Here is a 19,151-nt window from a genome sequence, read left to right as displayed (position 1 = left end):
AACCATGTTTACACCAGAGCTTTTATCCCCTGCCGGTTCGTTGAAAAATATGCGCTACGCTTTTGCGTATGGCGCAGACGCCGTTTATGCAGGCCAGCCTCGTTACAGCTTACGCGTACGAAATAACGAATTTAATCACGAAAACTTAGCCAAAGGCATTCAAGAAGCCCATGAGCTGGGTAAAAAGTTTTATGTGGTCGTGAATATTGCCCCTCATAATGCGAAATTAAAAACCTTTATTCGTGATTTAACCCCCGTCATTGAAATGGGACCAGATGCACTGATTATGTCTGATCCTGGCCTTATTATGATGGTTCGTGAAGCGTTTCCTGAGATGGATATTCATTTATCTGTGCAGGCCAATGCGGTTAACTGGGCATCGGTGAAGTTCTGGAAACAAATGGGCTTAACACGCGTGATCTTATCGCGCGAATTATCCCTCGACGAAATTGCTGAAATTCGCCAACAAGTACCGGAAATTGAGCTTGAAGTTTTTGTCCATGGTGCCCTTTGCATGGCCTATTCCGGCCGTTGTTTACTTTCCGGTTATATTAATAAACGCGACCCTAATCAAGGGACTTGCACTAATGCTTGCCGCTGGGAATATAACGTACAAGAAGGTAAAGAAGACGATGTGGGTAACATTGTCCATATTCATGAGCCCATCCCAGTACAAAATGTGACGCCAACCTTAGGTGCGGGTGCGCCAACAGATAAAGTCTTTATGATAGAAGAAGCCAAACGACCTGGCGAGTATATGACCGCCTTTGAAGATGAACATGGCACTTATATCATGAACTCAAAGGATTTACGCGCAATCGAGCACGTAGAAAATTTAACAAAAATGGGTGTTCACTCATTAAAAATTGAAGGCCGTACAAAATCGTTTTATTACTGTGCTCGTACTGCGCAAGTCTATAGACGTGCAATTGACGATGCTGTCGCTGGAAAACCCTTTGACCCAACGTTACTCTCCACTTTAGAAGGATTAGCGCACCGTGGTTATACTGAAGGCTTCTTACGTCGCCACACCCACGATGCCTATCAAACCTATGAATATGGCTACTCTGTTTCTGAAACTCAGCAATTTGTGGGTGAATTTACCGGCAAACGTGTCAATGGTATGGCAGAGGTTGATGTAAAAAATAAATTTAGCGTTGGAGATAGCTTAGAGATGATGACACCTGCGGGTAATATTGTCTTTACCTTAGACGCCTTAACAAACCGCAAAGGTGAAACGATTGATGTTGCACCAGGCAACGGCCATGTGGTTTATCTGCCAATCCCTGAAGATGTTGATGTCAATTTTGGTTTGTTGATCCGTAACCTAGCAGGAACAACCACCCGAGCACCTCATCAAGCTCAGCCAGCAGAGCAAATTGCAGGCTAATCACCACTTAGTTATTTTTAAATAGCTTGTTCACTATAAGCCAAAACATCATCGTTTAATACTTTGATATTTTGGCTTTTTTTAATATATAAAACGATATTATTTCACTTTATATGCTTTTTTCTTATATGATAATCATTCGCGTTATTGACATTTCCATTAAAAAATGCGCTGAATATCCAATTTTATGCAACAGATCACATCAATTGGTTATTCAATATCGTATAGTCACTCTCGAAAACGAAGAACTAGAAAGTCATAAAATAAGACTAGGAACCACCTCCTTGGCTGGCTCAATCTCCCTTGAGCTAGCCATTTCTTTTATCTGCTACTTTATTTCATTTCTCTTGTTAACTCTATTTCTGTAAAAAAACTAAAAAAAGCTCATCAATATTTTATTAATCCATTTATACTCATTTTAACGAATATTTGACATACGTTAAGCCAAATGGATGGGTATTTATGAATCAATATCAGTCAGCCATGGTTATTCTTAATGGTAAACAAGCAAATCACATTGAGCTGCGAAAAGCCATTACTCACCTGCGTAAAGAAGGCCATAAAATTCAAGTCCGTATTCCTTGGGAGCTGGATGATACGCATTATTTTATTTCTCAGGCGATAAAACACGGTGTTGATACCATTATTGCCGCCGGAGGTGATGGCACAGTGAATGCGGTTGCCAGCACCCTGATGAAGTTCCCTAGCGAGTCTCGTCCTGCTTTAGGGGTCCTTCCGATGGGTACAGCAAATGATTTTGCCACTAGCGCGAATATCCCAATGGATATTGAATCTGCCCTAGCACTCTCATTAAAAGGCAAGGCTGTGCCTATTGATATTGCGCAAGTCAATGAGCAATATTATTTCCTCAATATGGCCACTGGCGGCTTTGGGACACGTATTACCACCGAAACACCAGAAGCACTAAAGTCAGCATTAGGGGGAGCGGCTTACGTGATAAATGGCTTACTGCGTCCTGACACACTAAAAACGGACATTTGCCATATTGAAGGGGAAAATTTTAGTTGGGAGGGAGAAACGTTAGTCATTGCTGTCGGAAACGGCCGACAAGCAGGTGGAGGTCAGCAATTGACACCACAAGCACTCATTAATGACGGTGCATTAAATTTACTGATTATTCCTGCAAGGGATGTGATACCCGCATTTTTATCGAATTTATTTTCAGCTGATAAAAACGAACACTTAGTTGAAAAGCAATTATCGTGGGTAAAAATTTCATCTCCTCACGATATGATCTTAAACCTTGATGGTGAGCCACTCTCGGGAGATACCTTTACGTTCTCAGTGCAGCCAAACGCCATTCAGTGCCGGTTACCTCCTCAATGCAACTTATTAACCTAAAACATAATATGAAAGCCCAAGTATTTGGGCTTTCAATCTTTTAAGGTTACCACCATGCATGGAAGTGATGCACAGGACCAATTCCCTTTCCAACCTCTAAGCTATCTGCTTGTTCTAACGCAGCTTGTAAATACGCTTTAGCCTGCGTAACCGCTTCTTGCCAATCAGCGCAACGAGGCCGCAATGCAGCTAAAGCTGCTGACAAAGTACACCCTGTACCATGGGTATTTTTAGTATTTATACGAACTGACGTAAAACGCCATTCACCTTCTGGTGTGATTAACCAATCTGGGCTTTCAGCATCACTTAGATGACCACCTTTCATCAATACCGCTTGGCAACCTTTCTCAAGCAATTTATACCCTTGAGTCAGCATTTGGCTTTCTGTTTGTGCGACTTTTTCGTCTAACAATACCGCGGCTTCGGGTAGATTTGGTGTAATAATAGAAACGAGGGGTAATAACTGTTGACGTAGCGCATCAACCGCATCTGGTAATAGCAACGGGTCGCCACTTTTAGCCACCATTACAGTGTCCAATACCACATACGGAATAGGATATTGTTTCAGCGCATTCGCCACAACTGCGACATTACTTTGGTTAAACAGCATACCGATTTTTGCGCTATCAATTCGCACATCACTGAGAACCGAGTCTAATTGTGCCGCTACAAATTCAGGGGGTAAGTCTTGAACAGATTGCACTCCTCGGGTATTTTGAGCCACCAATGCTGTCATCACACTCGTACCATAAGCCTCTAATGCAGAGAACGTTTTTAAATCTGCCTGAATACCCGCCCCACCCGATGGGTCTGTTCCGGCTATGGTTAACGCATTGATCCTCATGTGTGATTCCCCTTTTCGTCGGCTAAAGCAATTGAATAGATTGATAAGCAAGGTTTACTGACATCATTTTAAACCAAACAATAAAACCGCCTTAATTGTCTCATAACATTTAACAAATACCAGCGGTTAGTGAATGAATTTTAATGAGTTAGATAAAAAGAGAGGATATCTCACACAGGAAAAATTGACATGATTTATAAGTACACATTAGGCAAATGAATATAACCAACGCCTCGTTGTCGTAATAGTTGAGCGAATGCCTCCACTTCTGTTTGGGTTGCCGCAGGCCAGCTAGCTGCTTCATTTTTTACGCCATGTTGTTGAAAGGCGTTAATCTTTATCCGTGTGTTTGTAGGCAATTGATTTAGGAAATCAGCAAGTTTATCAATATGCTCTAAGTAATCTGTTTGCTGAGGAATATACAATAAACGCAATTCATACAATTTCCCCACTTGCGCCAAATATTGAATTGATTGAAAAACACGCTGGTTATCTTTTCCTGTTAGCCTTAAAGCACACTCATCACTCCATGATTTCAGGTCAATCATCACGCCATCCGTATACTCAATCACTTTATTCCAACCCGCAGAAGCCAGATGCCCATTACTGTCAATAAAGCAGGTTAAATGCTTGAGCTCCGGTGTAGCCTTAATTGCTTTAAATAATTCAATAATAAAAGGTAATTGTGTTGTTGCTTCCCCACCACTGATCGTTACTCCATTCAGGAAAACAACATTTTTTTTCAAGTCATTGATGGCGTCATTAACACTTAATGGCACCGTCATCGGGCTTGAATTTTTAGTGCAAGTTTGTAAACAGGTATCACAAAGCTGGCAGGCATCGCTATCCCAGATAACCTGACCATCTACAAACGATAACCCATTGTGAGGACAGGTAAAAACACAGTCCCCACAATGGTCACAAAGCGCCATGGTATATGGATTATGGCAATTCAAACACCGTAAATTGCAACCTTGCAAAAAGATAACATGCCGATTACCCGGCCCATCTACACAGGAAAAAGGAATAACCTTATTCAGCGTAGCGCATCGATTGCTCATGACTAATTACTCGTTGCTGACGGGCTGTAATTTTACAGTTCTTAGTCGCTTCCTCCCCTAACCAGGTAGTGTTACTTCTAGAACCTTGTTCTTTGTATTTTTCGATATCCGACAGACGTACCATGTAGCCAGTAACACGGACTAAATCATTACTCGCCACGTTTGCAGTAAACTCACGCATTCCACAGTTAAATGCCCCTTTGCATAATTGCATTAGTGCTTGCGGGTTTTGTTTAATCGTTTCATCGATGGTTAAAATGTCACTGATCCCAGATAAATAGTGTTTGTGATGAGGAGCTACGGCTTGGATATGCGAAACAGGATCCGGCTCTTCACCGTATGGAATGCGAGCCCCCGGTGTAGTTCCTATATCCGAACTGATCCCAGATTGAGCATGGAGCATGGCTCGGTTTTTATAACCATATTTAACAGGTGTGGTTTCGACAAAGTCTGCCAACTGTTCACTGATTTGATAAGACAGTGGTAAGGCGGGTGAATTTGCTTGATATGCGCCTTTCGCTCCGTCTTTTTCCATGAGGATATTCACGGCTTCGGCTAAACCATAAATACCAAACATCGGGGCAAAGCGTTCTGGTTCTATTAACCCTTCTTGAACAAGAAAACTGGTTTGGAAGAAGTTTGATTCCTCAAATAAAAATGCGCTACGTGTTTCAATGAGTTCCATTTGTAACTCACAATACTTTTTCAATTGCACATTTAAAAAATCAGCTGAATTTTGACTGCGTAACGCAACCTCACGCAAATTAATACGGACTAAAGTGCTTCCTCCGCCTGCAACAGGCAATGCATTATAACAGCTAACAATGCCGTAACCTTGTTCATCAAATTCAGCACGATGAATGATATCATTCGCAATATGCGGTTTGCTGCATTCACAAATATTTTCAATCGCTTGTAAGAAAAGTGATTCAGGTGTGCGCTGTGGGTGATAAACAAATGTCAGGTTAGGTGCTACTTGTTTCAGTTCTGCATCAATACGTAAAATCAAACGGCAAATCACGTTGTCATCCGGCCCAATATTGGCATGCATAAAGGCATCAGGTAGAGTTCGGTCTAATTGTATCCAAAATCTTTTTAATTTTGTATACAATTGTTCTTCTGTCAATTCACCTACATATGGCATGAGTACTTTATCTAAGTACCCTAAAAATACAGGGAAATTGGTTACCGACGGAACGTGATGATACAAAATCATCAGATGATTAAGCGCATCATCAAAGTCCTCTGCAGGGGCTAATTCTAAGTATGTTGAACCTTGATTGAGGTATTTTACATAGTCAGGCAACACATAGCGCGGCTTATATGGTGCATTTCCTTCATACATATCACAAATAACACGTTCACTTAACGCCTCTGCGAGGGGTTCGCTCACCGCAAGATAGGGAATGTGGCTATCCGCTTCTACCGCTAAAAAATTGGCTTTTTGTTTTGGTGATAATATTTTATCTGTGGCGATAGCCAAGCATTTAGCTTGGTATTCAGTCAGTGGTTCTTGGCGTTTCATCATGGTGATGTTCCTTTTTTAGTTAGAAGCTAATGTTGCTTACAGCAATGTATCTGCCATAAACTTTCAAAAATTAGCTCCTAGCCGTGTTGACATGCAGCAACTTATAACCGCCGCCTATGTCCTCCATTTCATCCCATTGAGACAAGTCATTATTTGACGTGCGTCATACTTTTTGGATTTGTTTGCACGCTATTTTTCATAAATGTCTGCTCTATCAACATTATTAGTCCTTATCACCTAAATAATACGAAATATCTCTTTATTACAGAAAGTTAGCCACAGCTATAATGAGTGATACATTAGTTTTTCTTATCTTTTTTTAACTCAATTCAGCTCATTTATTTTCATCAAGTAATCACATTATCTAATTTAAAAATGGAGTATTTTGTCAATTATTGGTTTTTAGGAGAATTAACCTATTCAATAACCAATTTGATGAGCTAATATCCCTTTCTACTGTCGGTTATCCCCCTTAAAAATAGGCAAAATTAAACAGTTCTAATATGACCAGCGAGTTATTATCCTTAACTATGTAATTAATACTGTTATATTCTGTACATCTTAATTAAAATAATTGAGCTCAAAATTATAATAATAATGCTAATCTGATAATCATTAGCGAGCTAATCATCATTTTTATATCTGCGATACAGAACTGGATTTACAATGAGAGTTTATAAAAACATACAGTTGGCTGTAGGTGCTTCGCTACTCATGAGCGCCTCAATCTGCATATCATCGCCTGCCGTTGCGCAAGAACAATCGGCAAATTTATGGGATAAATTTAAAAATAATGTCAGTACCACATGGGACTCTGACAAATATGAGTTATATGTTCCAGCGGTGACTTGGCACAACCGTGCAATGTACGACAAGAAAAAAACGGATGAGTATAACGAGCGACCTTGGGGTTTTGGCCTTGGTAAATATCGTTATGATGAAGACAATGACTGGCATGCTATCTATGCAATGGCATTTAAAGATTCACATAATGATTGGGAGCCAATTGGTGGTTATGCATTCCAAAAAATGTGGATCCCAGGGGACATTGATGGTTTTCGCATGGGAGCAGGTTTCACTCTGAGTGTCACTGCCCGTAGGGATATGTACTATATTCCAATCCCAGCACCGCTCCCGCTAGTATCAGTGGAATATGACAAGCTTTCGCTGCAAGCCACTTATATTCCAGGGACTTATAATAACGGTAACGTATTATTTGCTTGGCTACGTTGGCAATGGTGACCTAACGACTTCATCGCAGTATAAAAAGACCGGTCGGGTATTCCCACCGGTCTTTTTATTATAAGAAAAAACCAAATCTAACTTAATTGTTGGCTTTTGGCTAGGTCTTGTTTTTTAGCCCCTGAGAATTGGTATCCAACCCATAGAACTGCTATCCATAATGGCATAATTAATACTGAAATGCGCAAACCGTCCATTGTTAGGATGATCCCTAAAATCAGCAGTAAAAATGCTAAGCACAGATAGTTCCCAAATGGATACCAAATGCTTTTAAATTTCGTTTCAACACCTTGTTTGTTCATTGCTGCTCTGAACTTCAAATTTGAAACACAAATCATAATCCAGTTTAGAACTAACGTTGTCACGACCAATGACATTAACAATTCGAAAGCTTTACCTTCCATCACAAAGTTAATTAAAATCCCGCCAGAAGTCGCAATACCTGAAACCAATAAAGCCATGACGGGAACGCCACCTTTATTCACTTTCGCAAGAAATTTAGGTGCGTTACTTTGTTGTGCCAAGCCATATAACATACGGCTTGTCGCGTAAGCCCCACTGTTATACACCGACAACGCAGCGATTAGAATGACAACGTTCAATGAATTAGCAACCAGTAAGTCCCCTAATTCATGGAAAATTAATACAAATGGGCTTGTTTTGCCATCAAGGTCAACCCAAGGATATAATGCGAGTAATACCGCTAACGAGCCAATATAAAAAATTAAGATACGGTATACAACTTGGTTAATCGCTTTTGGAATGCTTTTATCTGGGTCTTCTGCCTCTGCGGCGGTAATACCGACAAGCTCTAATCCCCCAAATGAAAACATAATAATTGCCAAAGCCATTATTAGCCCATTAAAGCCATTAGCAAAGAAACCACCATATTCCCATAAGTTACTGACTTTCGCTTGTGGGCCGCCATGACCGCTGAGCAGTAAGTAGCAACCAAAAATAATCATAGCAACCACTGCAATGACTTTGATTAATGCAAACCAGAATTCCGTTTCCCCATAAGAGCGCACATTGACCAAGTTAACCGCATTCACAGCAATAAAAAATACCGCAGCAGAAACCCATATCGGGAGCTCAGGCCACCAATGTTGCATATATTTACCTGCGGCGGTGAGTTCTGTCATCCCAACAAGGATAAACATGACCCAGTAGTTCCACCCTGAGAGAAAACCCGCAAAGCCACCCCAATACTTAAATGCAAAATGACTAAACGAACCCGCGACAGGTTCCTGAACAATCATTTCTCCCAACTGGCGCATAATAAGAAAAGCAATAACCCCACACAGTGCGTAGCCAAGTAAAACCGATGGCCCTGCCATTTGTATGGTTGTTGCTATTCCAAGGAATAACCCTGTACCAACAGCGCCTCCCAAAGCAATCAATTGGATATGCCTGTTTTTTAATCCCCGCTTTAGCGTCTGTTGCTGTTGCGCCATAACTTTACCCTTTCGTCCTCTTACTTGCTTTTTATCGTCCAAAATAATGATAATGACACAAGTTTATTTGAATTTTCTTATTAACACTACATTCTTCTGGCGCTGTTTTTACCATATCTTACGGCCCAAAAGCAGGTGCTATTAGTTATTTTTTTTCATCACATAACAAAATGATACAGCGGGATAGCTACCCCAACTCAATATCATGGATTGTGCATTAAAAAGCAAATTCAAAATGGTAACAAGTCAGTTACACGACAAATACCAAAAATAAAGTTTTCTCCTCCCTGATCACACAGGTTGTCCATCGCTAAGAGATAGAAAAAAAGACACGCTAAAACAGCACTTACAGCAATAATTAATTTACGACCAAACACCGACAATTCCTTCATATTTCTATGATGATTTTATTTTTCAAATGATTACAATATTAAGGTACTGCCATTTTATGATAGATATCATTTATGGCATTGCACGTAATGCGTTTATAGAATAAATGGTACTCTAATTTAGAGCGTCAAATTTGAGGAAAATATGCAATTAACCTCTTTTTACAAAAATTCCGCTCATTTTAGGTGCTATTGGCCAGTAACTTATTCTGATTGTGCTTTTTTTACCCTAAAAATGGGAAATACCGCACAAGCAGCCTTTGTCATCATGAAATGAAGTTGTGTATACTTCTGCTACCGTAAAACTAGAAAACATTTGAGATGCCACAAGATAACCACTTAGCACTTGTTTATGCTTTGAGTAAATGGATAGAAGAACACTTAGGGCGCGTGATCCACTTAGAAGAGCTCGCGGCTTATTCAGGCTATTCACTTTGGCATATGCAAAAAATCTTTAAAGAAGTCACAGGGATTTCACTGGGTAAATATATCCGTCAACGCCGTCTTGCTGGTGCGGTTAACTTACTGCGCAATAGCAGTAAATCTATTTTCGATATCGCTCTGGATTTTGGTTTTGGGTCACAATCCCACTTTACCTATATGTTCCGTAAAGAATATGGCATTACGCCATTTGATTTTAGACAGAATGACCAAATTCAATTAGATGTGAAGCAACCGCTTCATTTGATTCATAATTATGTGTGAGAATATTTTAGCCGCATTAATCTATTGATTCACATGCTAATGCTATAAAACATTGTCATTTCAAGCTTCGACTATTGAACAGAGTTCCTGCCTTGTATTCTGTTCAATTTCAAATCAAATACCCATTATTCTATTGTGAATAAAATTATAACTATTTGTATAATTTACATTCTGAATAATTGGAGTAAGGTATTGGCAGAAAGCACGCATTTTAGGAGGCATTGGATGTCAATCAAACTGGTCGCCATTGATTTAGATGGCACATTACTTAACTCCCAACACCAAATATCTCCCGCAGTAAAAGAGGCTGTCACTCAAGCCAAACAAAAAGGTGTACATATTATTTTAGCCTCAGGTAGGCCATTTTCGGGGATCTCCCCTTACCTACGGGAATTAGGTTTAAATACCGCAGATAACTATTGTATCAGTAATAATGGTAGTGTCATTCACCAAGCCAATGATGGCAGTCATCTGGCAGAGAATTTGTTAGATTTCGCTGACTTCCAATATTTTGAGGAACTGGCTAGAAATGTCGGGGTTCACATGCATGCTCTTGCGGATAACAGCATGTTCACGGCAAACCGCCATATTAGTCACTATACAGTTGCAGATGCTTATTTAACTCACACTCCGCTTATCTATTGCCCCGTTAATGAAATGGACTCTTCTTTGGAATTTACTAAATTTATGATGATTGACCATCCAGAGAAATTAGATATTGGTATCAGTTATCTTCCAGAGAATGTCTTCGATAATTACGCTTTAACCCGAACAAGCCCGTATTTCCTAGAGGTATCAAATAAAACCTCAAGTAAAGGCGCGGCATTGCAATGTATCTGTGAAAAACTGGGTATTACACCTGACAAAGTCATGAGTATTGGTGACCAAAATAATGATATCCAAATGCTACAATACGCCAGTGTTTCTGTCGCAATGGGCAATGCTTTAGAGCCAATTCGCCAAATGGTTAAATTTGTGACCACAACTAATGATGAAGATGGCGTTGCCGTCGCCATTAATAAATTTATTAATGTATAAGCCCGCAAAAATTCACTTCAGTATATTTTCTGTTGCAGCGCTTATCTGGGACGCGCTGCACCTTTTAACCGCGTATTGGTTTTTGCCTCGTCGCTAAAAAGCAAATCACCGACCCCATTGTCACCATTAACACACCTTGCCAAAAACTTAACGTTAATGCCGTGCTTAATAACATAGACGCGAATGCAGTTGATATAACTGGGGTAAAATAAGAGAGTGTCCCTAAAAAAGCCACATTGCCCTTGATAACCGCAAATGTCCATAATGCATTCGCACCGCCAGTCGCAATTGAGGCCACCACTAATAATAACAGGCTTTCTTTATTGATAATAAACGGTGTTGGAGTACTGAAAAAATACAATATCCATAACCCAATAGAGGTCATGATAAAGAATAGTACCATACCATTGTAACCTCCAGAAATACGCTTAGTGACATTGCTGTAAAACGACCAAACAATAGCCCCAATAAAGGCTAAAAAATAACACAGTGGATTACTTTGAATATTTGCCCAAATACTTTGCACCGACAATGGTTGATTTCCTGAAATTACCCAGATCAACCCCATAAATGCTAAAACTAAACCTAATCCTAATAATAAAGTGAAACGTTGACGGTTAAAAAATACAGCCAGTGCGATAGTAAAACTTGGCCACAAATAATTCACCATACCAAGTTCAATAGCTTGCTGCCGGCTATTGGCTAAGCCTAACGCTAATACAAAACAGATTTCATAGCTAACAAACAGTACCGTTCCCCAAAGCAAGTAGCGTTTGGGATACTTCGTTATTTTAGGCACCCCCATGGCAAGTACTAACACAAGGGAACCGACTGTATAAACTAATGCTGCACCACCAACAGGCCCAAAATTTTCACTTACACTGCGGATCAGTCCTACCATTGTGCTCCACAACAAGATTGAAATAACTCCATACAGCGTTGCGGCGTACTGATTCAATTTCATAACTCTCTCGGCTATTTAAATTAGAAAATGATATATATTGTGATAATACATTTATTTCACCATCTTAAAAAACCTTATAGCTCAAAGAATTATAAAACAAGCGTTTATTCTTATTAAACCTTGATAATATTTCATAAAAAAATTCTCAGGCTTTCACCTAAGAATTTTATGCTTTACGTTTTTTATATTAGCGAGATGTTTCTTTCTCAACCCACTTATCGACTTCTTCTTTTTCCCATATCCCCTCCTCAAACTGTTTCTTTAATTCAGGGTGCTGATTAATATCAAAAGTCGGTATTTTACCTGCAACCAATTGCTGGTTATAATCTTTAGCGAGTTTGAAAGCGATACCCGATAATAAAAGGATCGCGATTAGATTTGTTATTGCCATTAACCCCATGGATAAATCAGCAAGTTTCCAAATAAATGGCATTTCAGCAAGTGCACCAAACATCACCATCCCTAATGCAGCTAAACGGAAAATAAATAAACCCGCTGTATGGTTATTCTCTAGAAAAATCATATTGCTTTCAGCGTATGCATAATTAGCGATGATTGACGTAAACGCAAAAAAGAAGATAGCAATCGCAATAAAAGTACTTCCCCAGCTACCAACGGCAGAAGATAGCGCAAGTTGTGTCAACTCAATGCCATTAATGTTATTCATCCCACTTTCTAGAACACCAGATGACAAAATAATAATTGCGGTCGCACTACAAATAACAATGGTATCCATAAAAACACCAAGCATCTGCACATATCCTTGAGATGCAGGATGAGGTGGATAAGGCGCTGCGGATGCCGCTGCATTTGGTGCTGACCCCATCCCTGCCTCGTTAGAGAATAGCCCTCGCTGAATACCTTGTGTCATAGCCTGAGCAACACCATAACCAACAGCACCACCCGCTGCCTCTTGCAAACCAAATGCATTTCGGATTATCAGCATAAAAACTTCAGGTAATCGTTCAATATGGTGCCCAACAACCCAAAATGCCAATAACAAATAGGCTAACGCCATAACAGGAACAACTAATTCAGCAACCCTCGCAATGGATTTCAATCCACCAAAAATAATAATCCCACTTAATAAAACTAAGCCAATGCCAACATAAATTGGATTGAAATCAAAGGCGACTGCGGTTGCTTGAGCAATAGAATTAGCTTGTACTGCATTAAATACTAAACCAAAGGCAATAATCAGAAATATTGAAAACAACACCCCCATCCAGCGTTGGTTTAAGCCTTTTTGCATATAATATGAAGGCCCACCGCGATAATTTCCTTTATCATCTTTGGTTTTGTATAACTGTGCTAAAGTACATTCAATAAAAGATGTTGCCATTCCGAGTATAGCAACGACCCACATCCAAAAAATAGCACCGGGTCCGCCAGCTGTTAGCGCAATTGCGACCCCGGTTAAGTTTCCTGTACCGACCCTAGCGGCTAAACTTGTACATAGTGCCTGAAAAGATGAAATACCTGCGCTATCAGATTGTTTACTGTTTTTTAAGACACTAAACATATGGCCAAAATGCCTAATTTGAATAAACCCTGATCGAAGCGTAAAATACAGGCCTGCCCCCAGTAATAAATAAATAAGTAACGAACCCCAAATAATATTAGTTAGTGAGTTTATAAATTCTATCAAATTACACTCCTTTTTTATTAGAACGATTAATATTGAATTAATCGAAAATCAACCCTCACATTTAAAACATAACTCCAAAAAAAGGAGTTTAGCTTACCAAAGCCAAATCATCTTAATATGATTATCAGAAATTATATTTTTTTCTCTTTAATGTAAATTAATTTCCGATTCGTCTACCGTTAACTACATTACGTTTTAATTAAAACGAGTTAGATGTTCACAAACAAATACATATAACACCTTGAAAAACCTAACCAAGAAAAAATCCTTTATAATTAAGCAAGAAACAAATCAAATGATTGATTTGCAGTATTTATTTTAACCAGTAAGTTACTTGAATAAATAAAAAATCGTTATTCATTTCATCGCTTCAATCTTAATTAACTTATTTCTCAACAAAAATATTTATAATATTTTTTTTGTTTAATTCAATTATTACTTGGAATATCTAGTCAATGAATGAGGTTAATTTATAATCAAAAAGCCTATCACGTTACAATCGTCACAATTAGATAGTTGCTTATACTTTCACTTAACAATAAACTGAGCCTAATTAAATTTTATAGACAAGAGGTTAACGTATGGAAATTAATATCAAGTTATCTGATGACCCACTTTCTCAGCTCCCTGAAAAATCATATGAATCCTTCATTGCTGAGCTAAAAGCACGTGTTTTAGAAGTCTACCCTGGCAGCTATCTTTTGATTACTCATGATAATGGCCCAACAACCTTTCAAACTAAAGGCTTTCATGATGATAACGAAGCACATATTGTCTTACATGAACTTGTCGAAGATGTCTTAAAACATGGCCATTGGTTAAAACAGTAATCTCCTTGTTAGGTTACATGAACAAAACCAGCTATGAGTCTACCTGACCTCTAGCTGGTTATTTTTTATTTCTCCCATATTTCGATAACACGCCTCTAATATGGGTTCAAACTCTGATCAAGATCATACTTAATCTTAACTTTCACCAAAACAAGTTAAAATCGCTTTACCTCACACCGTTATATGATACTGTATATAACGTAATTTTCATTTACATTGCTTTTGCTAATTATAGCGGCCAGTATTTATACTGGCTCTTTTTTATGAAATCATGCTAAAACCCTCTTTGTCATCCCCCATTTTAGGCCTAATCTGCTATAGTATTTTTCTAGTACCAGATAGAGTTATTATTCATTGTGTGCAAAATAGAGGTATGACTATGAAGCGTTTGTTACTGGCTTTTTGCCTGGCTCCAGCCCTTGTTATGGCTGATAATGCCCCATTAAATATTAGTGAAATAGCCAAAGATTATTGTGAGATCACTGGTCAAGCACTAAGTGAAGCATACAGCACTGACAAAACTAGCAGTGAATTAACCCAATCAACCATTGCTAAATTGAAAAGTGAAAATGTCGACCTCAAGCAATTAGCTACTGTAGAGTCAGACCTCCGCGAAAATCTAACATCAGCGATTGACGCCGTACGTAGCAATAAATCTAAGTTTGCTAATGAAGCTGACTTCAATAAATCATTAAATGACTCCATTTCAGCTTGTAAGATTCAAACTGAACTGCTTTTGAATAAATCTTAATCATTTGATTTTAAAAAAAAGAAAAAGCGCTCAAACTAAAATTTGAGCGCTTTGTTATTAATTGGTTTGTTTTTTAATACACAACTGTTCAATCGAAAATTGTAATTCAGGAGTTTCACTAATAATCAATTGCCCATGCTCAGAAAAACGCCCTTCTTTAATGCTGACATTTGCAACAAATGGTAGCGAGCTATCTTGGGTCGATAAGCGGTATAAGCCGCAAACCCGATAACTTTCTCCTTCCTTAAACTCACTTTTTTGTACTATATCCACATCACTGAACTCAATCGCTGATGCGTTTCCTAGCTTTTTTTCCACCATGCTTTGCGCTTCATTTTTAACATCTGAGTCACCAATACTGGTATAAGAATGGTATGCAAATACGCCTAAAGCCAATAGCAATACAATTAATAATTTTGTTTTTATACGTTTCAACGCATCACCCTTTCTATTTTATGATAACTCAACCTAGTATAAATGTATTATATCAATTTGAGTAAACAATTTGAGCTTTTGCCTTACGCATTTACGTTTGTCCTAACCAGTTGACACTACTTTATAAAAATTAGTTTTTTAAATTGAAAACATTACCAATGTCCTTCCTGTTATTATTGATTCAATCTATATCTATTAAATTAACATTAATAAAAAAAACATTTTTTATTTATTTATTTAGTTTTATACTGGCCTATATACTACCTGACTGATTTAATATATTTTTATGAAAGAAAAAATCGTTAAAAACCTTGTTAGCCTAACTCATGGTACCAACAATGATGTTAAAATAGCGGCGATAAATGCATTAGGCGATTATATTTGTTCTATTGAACAAGAAGATGCTATCGATAGACTATTAGCTTTATGTGAGGATTATAATAAAGATATTGCTGTAGCATCAATTGTATCAATTAGCAAACTAGCTAAATTCTTCCATGAAACCCAACAAAACAAAACCAATTAAAAAAATAACGATTTAACGTAAAATTCATTTATTTAACAAATGATTTGCATTATGAGAAAATAAAGGAAGAAACATGACTGAATTATGGTTTATTCATTTAGATAAGTAAATTCAATTGAATTAATTAATTCCAATGGCAGAATAATAATCAATAAATATCTAAAGGAGATATAACATGAATATATTAAAACCATTAATTCTCAGTGCAAGTTTAATCGCGATTAGTTTTTCAACATTCGCTTACCCAGGAGATGGTAATGGTTCATGGCACCGCGGAGGGTACCAAAACCAACAGCAATATAATGATAGGCCTTGCGATAATTACCGCCACTCTAATCATGCAAATCGTCACCGTGGTATGATGCAGTATTCAACATCAATTCAAACTACTCAACCAGATGAAACACTGAAAAAAATTGCTGCAGATGCTCCTAAAGGAGAAAATGGTAAACAATATATGGTTAAAGTTGCGGTTGTAGAAATTACACCTAACTTTCCAGTACAAGGCCAATAATTTTTACCAAGGGTAGAATAAACTACCCTTTTTTGTTTATATGACTTCAATGGTTATACCCCCCAATAATTGATCCCCCTTACTTTGCTATCTTGGCATGACATGTTTCTTTTCTTATTTACCGTAGATAAATTTGCAATAGTTCAGAAACCAACCAGATGAATAAGTAATCATAAAAAGTAAATAATTATTTACTTTGGAACTATTTTGAGTAATCTAATACTTTCAAAGATAATAATTTCAGGGAATAACTATGGATCGCCGTTCGTTTCTTAAATCCACATCACTAGTTGCAGGTGGAATTGCACTTAACTCACTTTTTAATCAAGCCATTGCGCAAACAAACAACATAAATATACCAAGTGAAAAACAACCTCTCTTGCTGAATTTTAATGAAAATTCATTAGGGATGTCACCGAGTGCAAAAGAGGCCATTATCAAAGCGTTACCTAATGCATTTCGTTATCCGGATGACGCCCGTGCTGAATTACAGCATAACATTGGTGAGCTCTACAGTTTATCTAATAAGCACATTAGTATGGGTAATGGATCATCTGAAACGATTCAAGCTGTTGTCGCTATGTTGGCAAATAAAGCAAACAAACTCGGTAAAAAAATTCAACTAGTCACCCCTGACCCGACATTCAATTATGCAGAACTTTATTCTCTGCCATTGGGTATTACGATAACGAAAATTCCTTTAAAAACTGATTTATCATTTGATCTAGAAGGAATGGAAAAAGCTGCTAATGATTTTGACGGTTTATCAATGGTCTATATTTGTAACCCAAATAATCCGACAGCAATGATCACGCCTTATAGCCAGTTGGTAAAATGGATGAGTAAAGAGTCTGACAACTCATTTTTTATCGTTGATGAAGCTTACGCCGAATTTGCTGAAGACCCAAACTTTACGAGTGCTATTGAATTAGTCAAAAAAGGCCAAAATAACCTGATTGTCACACGTACTTTCTCAAAAATTTTCGCCTTAGCAGGTTTAAGAGTTGGCTATGGCGTTGCGACTCCCGAAATTATTGCTGCTGTAGACGAATTTTTATCTATTGATAATACCAATACAGCGGGAGCAGTCGCTGCAATAGCGTCTCTAAAGGATAAATCATTTATTGAATACAGCCTAAAATCTAACAATATTTCGAGAAAAATCGTAGAAAAAGCATTAAATGAGATTGGGTTAGAATATGCCCCATCACAGGCTAATTTTATTTTCCATAAAGTTAAAGGTGATGTAAAAACCTATCAACAACGTATGGCTGAAGCTCATGTTATGGTTGGCCGTGAATTCCCACCAGCCATTGGCTGGAGTAGACTCACACTAGGAACCCCCGAAGAAATGCAGCAATTTGTTGTGATATTAAAGCAGTTTCATGAAAAAGGATGGGTATAAATTAAGTTCCCCCCCAAAAGAGCAGTTCAAGCTGCTCTTTTTACATTAAAATGGCCCCTTAAAGATAAAAAAGGCGCCTGCAAAAATAAGAATAAAACCAATCAAATGGTTAATGGTAAAACTTTCACCTAAATATAATACCGAAAAAAGAACAAAAACACAGAGTGTTATCACCTCTTGCATTGTTTTTAATTCAGCCGCACTGTAATACTGATGCCCTAACCGATTAGCTGGCACTGCAAAACAGTATTCAACCAATGCAATTAACCAGCTAAAGAAAATAACAACATACAACGGCTTTGTTGTGAACTTTAAATGGCCGTACCAAGCAAACATCATAAATACATTTGAAATAATAAGTAAGAATACTGGATAAAATTTAGTTAACATACTGATTCAATAGACAAACAATAAATAACCGATATTATGAGGTTAGAATTAACACACGACAATGTGCTCCCATAAATACCCCTGCGCTTCATATCATAAATTTAAACGTATTTAGCAATCATTACGAGGTAATAATGAATATTAAATATGAATTAATGACACAACCAGATTGTCCTGCTGTTGCTCAATTATTGCAATCTAATTCTGAATCTCAACAAGGTGGATTACTCGGTGAATACCCTCAAGCCAAAGTCAATGCAATGTTTGCAGGAAGTCTGACTACAGTTGTAGCTCGAGATGGAAATAAAATTATCGCTGTCGTATTTAGCTTTGACCCTAATTCCTCATCCCTACCCCCTATAGCACATTTGATCATTAAACAGCATGCAGAAATTGTACAAGGCAACTGGTTCTATGGTCCTGTTTGTATCGATAGTGATTATCGAGGGAGAAATATTCTCAAATCACTTTTTGATAAAATTTGTTCGTACAACCAAGGAAAGCCTATTGCCTTTATTAATGCAGACAATCTCAGATCGCTTATGGCGCATCAAAAAATAGGCATGAGCAATGCCACTAACTTTGAATTTAATGGCGTCACATATCATCTAATGGTAGGGAGCTAATTGTGTACTAATTGGTACATTTTCATTTTAATTTGCTTATTTTTTGCTA

At 37.9% G+C, this 19,151-nt stretch carries 20 protein-coding genes; 11 read left to right on the top strand and 9 right to left on the bottom strand.

Annotated elements, in window-relative coordinates:
- The first annotated feature begins 4 nt into the window (after positions 1-4).
- A complete protein-coding gene (trhP, locus tag PSE72_RS00745; RefSeq protein WP_115167139.1) occupies positions 5-1,390 on the top strand; it encodes a prephenate-dependent tRNA uridine(34) hydroxylase TrhP in 1,386 nt (461 codons plus the stop codon).
- 462 nt (positions 1,391-1,852) lie between these two features.
- Positions 1,853-2,752, top strand: coding sequence for a lipid kinase YegS (gene yegS / locus PSE72_RS00740; RefSeq protein ID WP_004911418.1), 900 nt, complete (start codon positions 1,853-1,855; stop codon positions 2,750-2,752).
- Positions 2,753-2,798: 46 nt separating this feature from the next.
- Here the strand turns inward: yegS and thiD are convergent, their stop codons facing one another.
- The 3 genes from thiD to PSE72_RS00725 form a co-directional block, all read right to left on the bottom strand.
- Complete coding sequence (gene thiD / locus PSE72_RS00735) at positions 2,799-3,596, bottom strand: bifunctional hydroxymethylpyrimidine kinase/phosphomethylpyrimidine kinase (RefSeq protein WP_115167137.1); 798 nt, start codon at positions 3,594-3,596, stop codon at positions 2,799-2,801.
- A gap of 194 nt (positions 3,597-3,790) precedes the next feature.
- Positions 3,791-4,657: a YjjW family glycine radical enzyme activase gene (locus tag PSE72_RS00730; protein ID WP_272690865.1), complete on the bottom strand. Its 867-nt coding sequence runs from the start codon at positions 4,655-4,657 to the stop codon at positions 3,791-3,793.
- Positions 4,629-6,185 (bottom strand): YjjI family glycine radical enzyme, encoded by a 1,557-nt coding sequence (locus tag PSE72_RS00725; protein WP_115167135.1) that lies wholly within the window; start codon positions 6,183-6,185, stop codon positions 4,629-4,631. The genes PSE72_RS00730 and PSE72_RS00725 overlap by 29 nt, the downstream gene beginning before the upstream one ends.
- A gap of 666 nt (positions 6,186-6,851) precedes the next feature.
- On the opposite strand from PSE72_RS00725, the gene pagP reads away from it, so the two are divergent.
- The gene (gene pagP, locus PSE72_RS00720) at positions 6,852-7,427 is read left to right on the top strand and encodes a lipid IV(A) palmitoyltransferase PagP (RefSeq protein ID WP_109912424.1); all 576 of its coding nucleotides are present in this window, start codon (positions 6,852-6,854) and stop codon (positions 7,425-7,427) included.
- Positions 7,428-7,504: 77 nt separating this feature from the next.
- Here the strand turns inward: pagP and PSE72_RS00715 are convergent, their stop codons facing one another.
- Positions 7,505-8,881 (bottom strand): amino acid permease, encoded by a 1,377-nt coding sequence (locus tag PSE72_RS00715; RefSeq protein ID WP_109912423.1) that lies wholly within the window; start codon positions 8,879-8,881, stop codon positions 7,505-7,507.
- 230 nt (positions 8,882-9,111) lie between these two features.
- On the bottom strand, positions 9,112-9,258 hold the full coding sequence (gene mgrB / locus PSE72_RS00710) for a PhoP/PhoQ regulator MgrB (protein WP_004911439.1): 147 nt from the start codon (positions 9,256-9,258) through the stop codon (positions 9,112-9,114).
- 333 nt (positions 9,259-9,591) lie between these two features.
- On the opposite strand from mgrB, the gene PSE72_RS00705 reads away from it, so the two are divergent.
- Both PSE72_RS00705 and yidA read left to right on the top strand, forming a co-directional pair.
- A complete protein-coding gene (locus tag PSE72_RS00705; RefSeq protein ID WP_272690864.1) occupies positions 9,592-9,975 on the top strand; it encodes a helix-turn-helix domain-containing protein in 384 nt (127 codons plus the stop codon).
- Positions 9,976-10,200: 225 nt separating this feature from the next.
- Complete coding sequence (gene yidA, locus PSE72_RS00700) at positions 10,201-11,013, top strand: sugar-phosphatase (protein WP_109912421.1); 813 nt, start codon at positions 10,201-10,203, stop codon at positions 11,011-11,013.
- A 64-nt stretch (positions 11,014-11,077) separates the two neighbouring features.
- Here the strand turns inward: yidA and yddG are convergent, their stop codons facing one another.
- Both yddG and PSE72_RS00690 read right to left on the bottom strand, forming a co-directional pair.
- Positions 11,078-11,977, bottom strand: a complete 900-nt coding sequence (gene yddG, locus PSE72_RS00695) for an aromatic amino acid DMT transporter YddG (protein WP_109912420.1) — start codon at positions 11,975-11,977, stop codon at positions 11,078-11,080.
- 187 nt (positions 11,978-12,164) lie between these two features.
- Entirely contained in the window at positions 12,165-13,625 is a 1,461-nt protein-coding gene (locus PSE72_RS00690; RefSeq protein ID WP_110731981.1) for an alanine/glycine:cation symporter family protein, read from the bottom strand.
- A 581-nt stretch (positions 13,626-14,206) separates the two neighbouring features.
- Here PSE72_RS00690 and PSE72_RS00685 point away from each other — a divergent pair.
- Positions 14,207-14,455, top strand: a complete 249-nt coding sequence (locus PSE72_RS00685; RefSeq protein WP_004253462.1) for a DinI-like family protein — start codon at positions 14,207-14,209, stop codon at positions 14,453-14,455.
- A gap of 379 nt (positions 14,456-14,834) precedes the next feature.
- Positions 14,835-15,206, top strand: a complete 372-nt coding sequence (locus tag PSE72_RS00680) for a hypothetical protein (protein WP_109912418.1) — start codon at positions 14,835-14,837, stop codon at positions 15,204-15,206.
- A gap of 57 nt (positions 15,207-15,263) precedes the next feature.
- Here PSE72_RS00680 and PSE72_RS00675 read toward each other — a convergent pair whose 3' ends face one another.
- Positions 15,264-15,641 carry a hypothetical protein gene (locus tag PSE72_RS00675; protein WP_115167134.1) on the bottom strand — a complete coding sequence of 126 codons (378 nt, stop codon included), beginning with the start codon at positions 15,639-15,641 and terminating at the stop codon, positions 15,264-15,266.
- 286 nt (positions 15,642-15,927) lie between these two features.
- On the opposite strand from PSE72_RS00675, the gene PSE72_RS00670 reads away from it, so the two are divergent.
- The 3 genes from PSE72_RS00670 (at position 15,928) to PSE72_RS00660 (ending at position 18,086) form a co-directional block, all read left to right on the top strand.
- Positions 15,928-16,167: a HEAT repeat domain-containing protein gene (locus PSE72_RS00670; protein WP_004911467.1), complete on the top strand. Its 240-nt coding sequence runs from the start codon at positions 15,928-15,930 to the stop codon at positions 16,165-16,167.
- A 175-nt stretch (positions 16,168-16,342) separates the two neighbouring features.
- On the top strand, positions 16,343-16,681 hold the full coding sequence (locus PSE72_RS00665; protein WP_004911469.1) for a hypothetical protein: 339 nt from the start codon (positions 16,343-16,345) through the stop codon (positions 16,679-16,681).
- Positions 16,682-16,934: 253 nt separating this feature from the next.
- Positions 16,935-18,086, top strand: coding sequence for a pyridoxal phosphate-dependent aminotransferase (locus PSE72_RS00660; protein ID WP_115167133.1), 1,152 nt, complete (start codon positions 16,935-16,937; stop codon positions 18,084-18,086).
- A 45-nt stretch (positions 18,087-18,131) separates the two neighbouring features.
- On the opposite strand, the gene PSE72_RS00655 is transcribed toward PSE72_RS00660, so the two are convergent.
- The gene (locus PSE72_RS00655) at positions 18,132-18,476 is read right to left on the bottom strand and encodes a DMT family protein (RefSeq protein WP_115167132.1); all 345 of its coding nucleotides are present in this window, start codon (positions 18,474-18,476) and stop codon (positions 18,132-18,134) included.
- Between the two features lie 134 nt (positions 18,477-18,610).
- Between PSE72_RS00655 and PSE72_RS00650 the strand changes: the two genes are divergently transcribed.
- Complete coding sequence (locus PSE72_RS00650) at positions 18,611-19,102, top strand: N-acetyltransferase (RefSeq protein WP_115167131.1); 492 nt, start codon at positions 18,611-18,613, stop codon at positions 19,100-19,102.
- Positions 19,103-19,151: the final 49 nt, after the last annotated feature.

This window comes from Providencia sp. PROV116, from assembly GCF_028482485.1.
GTDB classification, from domain to species: Bacteria; Pseudomonadota; Gammaproteobacteria; order Enterobacterales; family Enterobacteriaceae; genus Providencia; species Providencia rettgeri.
This window is presented reverse-complemented; position numbering and strand designations above follow the sequence as displayed.